2 protein-coding genes are annotated in these 2,814 nt (G+C 58.4%); both read right to left on the bottom strand.

The window, feature by feature from the left end; translation table 11 throughout:
• Positions 1-175 precede the first annotated feature (175 nt).
• Positions 176-2,455, bottom strand: a complete 2,280-nt coding sequence (locus AC1DRJ_RS23600) for an ATP-dependent DNA helicase (protein WP_477804276.1) — start codon at positions 2,453-2,455, stop codon at positions 176-178.
• A partial coding sequence (locus AC1DRJ_RS23595) for a VRR-NUC domain-containing protein (protein WP_477804275.1) occupies positions 2,452-2,814 on the bottom strand: 363 nt, incomplete at its 5' end. The genes AC1DRJ_RS23600 and AC1DRJ_RS23595, both read right to left, overlap by 4 nt.

Below are 2,814 nucleotides of genomic sequence, written 5' to 3'. Positions count from 1 at the left end.
GCACAGACCTGCACCGGGGTGTAAACGTATAGGGGTGCAGCTGACATATCCTGATTTCCTTATCAAAGATTCGCTTGAAAGTGATTGCCTGCCCTATGACTAAAGCGGTGATTCGCTGTTTGTTCAAATGGGCGTATCTTTAAAGATATGTCACTGTTTTCTAAAGTAAAAAATCCTACTCGACAGCGCGAAAATGCGTCGGTTCAACCGACCACCAACGTGGCAATAACTGTTTAACCTTGTTATCGCCAAACCGGTCATCAATGAGCATCACCACCCCCTGATCCTGCTGGGTACGGATCACCCGCCCGGCGGCCTGCACCACTTTTTGCACCCCTGGGAACAGGTAGGTGTAGTCATAACCGGCACCGAAAATCGCGGCCATGCGGTGTTTCAACTGTTCGTTGACCGGGTTGAATTGTGCAAGGCCCAGTGTGGCAATGAACGCGCCGATCAACCGTGAGCCAGGCAAATCGATGCCTTCTCCAAATGCACCGCCCAACACCGCAAAGCCGATGCCCTGGCTGTGTGTGGTGAACTGGTCGAGAAAGTCCTGACGCTGCATTTCCCCCATTCCCCGGGCCTGCGACCACAGCGTGATGTGCGGGTGGCGCTCAGCCAGCAACTGCGCCACTTGCTGCAAATAATCGAAACTGCTGAAAAACGCCAGGTAGTTGCCGGGGCGTTCAGCAAATTGCCGGGCGATCAGCTCGACAATCGGCTCAAGCGACGCCTTCCGGTGGACAAAGCGTGTCGAGATTCGGCTGACGATGTGCACTTGTAGCTGATCAGCATGAAATGGTGACTCGACATCAATCCACACCGTATTCGCGGGGGTGCCCAGCAGGTCGGCGTAGTAATGCCGGGGGCTCAGCGTTGCGGAAAACAGCACGGTGCTGCGCGCGGCGGTCAGGCGCGGACGGATGAAACCGGCTGGCACCACATTGCGCAGGCACAGCTGTGACAACGGGCGTGGGCGGTCGAGATCACGTTTGCTGATGTCGAACAGGAACTGTTCATCGAAGAGTTCGGCCACCCGACAAAATTGCAGCATCTCGAAGTAGAAATTTTGCAGCGAACTGTCCAGACCCTGCGGGTGATCGTTGAGATAGTCACCGATACTCGCGCTACACGAAGACAGGGCCTGGAGCAGTTTTTCCGGAGGCCTGTCGTACGCCTGATACGCGCCGGGTTGCGGGTTATGCAGGACATTCCATTCCCGATTGACCCGCTGCAAGGATTTTTTCAGCGGCTCAGGCGCAGTTTTGCGCACGCCGTTGAGGGCCGACTGATCAAGACTGGCGCTGTACATCTGCCGGCCGCGCTCCACCAGGTTGTGGGCCTCATCGACCAGTACCGCAACGTTCCAGTTATTGGCTTGGGCGAGCCCGAACAGCAGCGCACTGAAATCGAAGTAATAGTTGTAGTCAGCGACCACCACGTCGGCCCAGCGGGCCATTTCCTGACTCAGGTAATAGGGGCAAACCTCATGCGCCAGTGCCACCTCGCGCAACGCGCTCTGATTCAACAGGCTCAGCTCGCTGGCGGCCTGGCGAGCGGCGGGCAAACGATCATAGAACCCCCGGGCCAATGGGCAGGATTCGCCGTGGCAGGCTTTGTCCGGATGCTCGCAGGCCTTGTCCCGGGCGATCATCTCCAACACCCGAAGTGGTGGCGCGTCGGCGCCTTGCAGAATCACCTGCGCCGCGTCCAGCGCGAGCTTTCGACCCGGCGTTTTGGCGGTAAGGAAAAACACTTTGTCCAGTTGCTGCGGTGCCAGGGCCTTGAGCATCGGAAATAGCGTGCCCACGGTTTTGCCGATGCCGGTCGGCGCTTGCGCCATCAGGCAGCGCCCGGTGCTGACGGCTTTGAATACGGACTCGGCCAGATGCCGTTGCCCCGGACGGAACCCGGCATGGGGAAAGGCCAATTGCTGCGCCGCCTGATTGCGCGCCGCACGATGGGCCATTTCCTGTTCGGCCCAGTGCAGAAACAGCGCGCAATGCTGTTCAAAGAATTGTTGCAGTTGTTCCGCACTGAACGCCTCGACCAGACAGGTTTCCTTTTCGCTGACGATGTCGAAATACACCAGCGCCAGGTTGATCTGCGCCAGCTCCAGCTTGCAACACATCAACCAGCCATAAATCTTTGCCTGTGCCCAATGCAGCTGTCGGTGGTTCGGCGGCTGCTTGCTCAGGTCACCGCGATAGGTTTTGACTTCTTCAAGGCAGTTTTGCCCGGGATCATAGCCATCCGCCCTGCCCCTCACGTTCAAGGTTTTGTACGTGCCTTCAAGGGCGACTTCACTTTGATACCCGTCGCTGCGCCTGGACGCCACCGTGCGGTGCCCGACGATGCCTTCCAGCGCCGTCGGTGACGGGGTGAAACGCAGGTCGAGGTCGCCGACCTTGGCGGTGAATTCGCACAGCGCCCGTACCGCGATGCTGTAGTTCAAGCGTTCTGCTCCGCCCATTGCACATAACAGACGGCAATGGGCATCTGATGCTCATGACAGAACTCCAGCCAGCGCAATTGGTTGTCCTGTAGCCGGTCGCCGGGGCCTTTGACTTCGATCATGCGGTAGGTCTTGTGCTGCGGCCAAAACTGGATCAGGTCCGGCATCCCGGCGCGGTTGGCCTTGATGTCCAGCAGCAGGCGGTTGAACCAGTGCCTGAGGTGTTCCGCCGGCAGACAATCGAGTGCCTGCTCCAGCAACGTTTCGTTCAATACGCCCCAAAATACAAAGGGCGACTGCACGCCCCACTTGGCGGCATAACGCGCTCGAATCGTCTGCCGGTAACGACCGTCTTCGAG

It is taken from the genome of Pseudomonas sp. P5_B2 (genome assembly GCF_056400445.1).
This window is presented reverse-complemented; position numbering and strand designations above follow the sequence as displayed.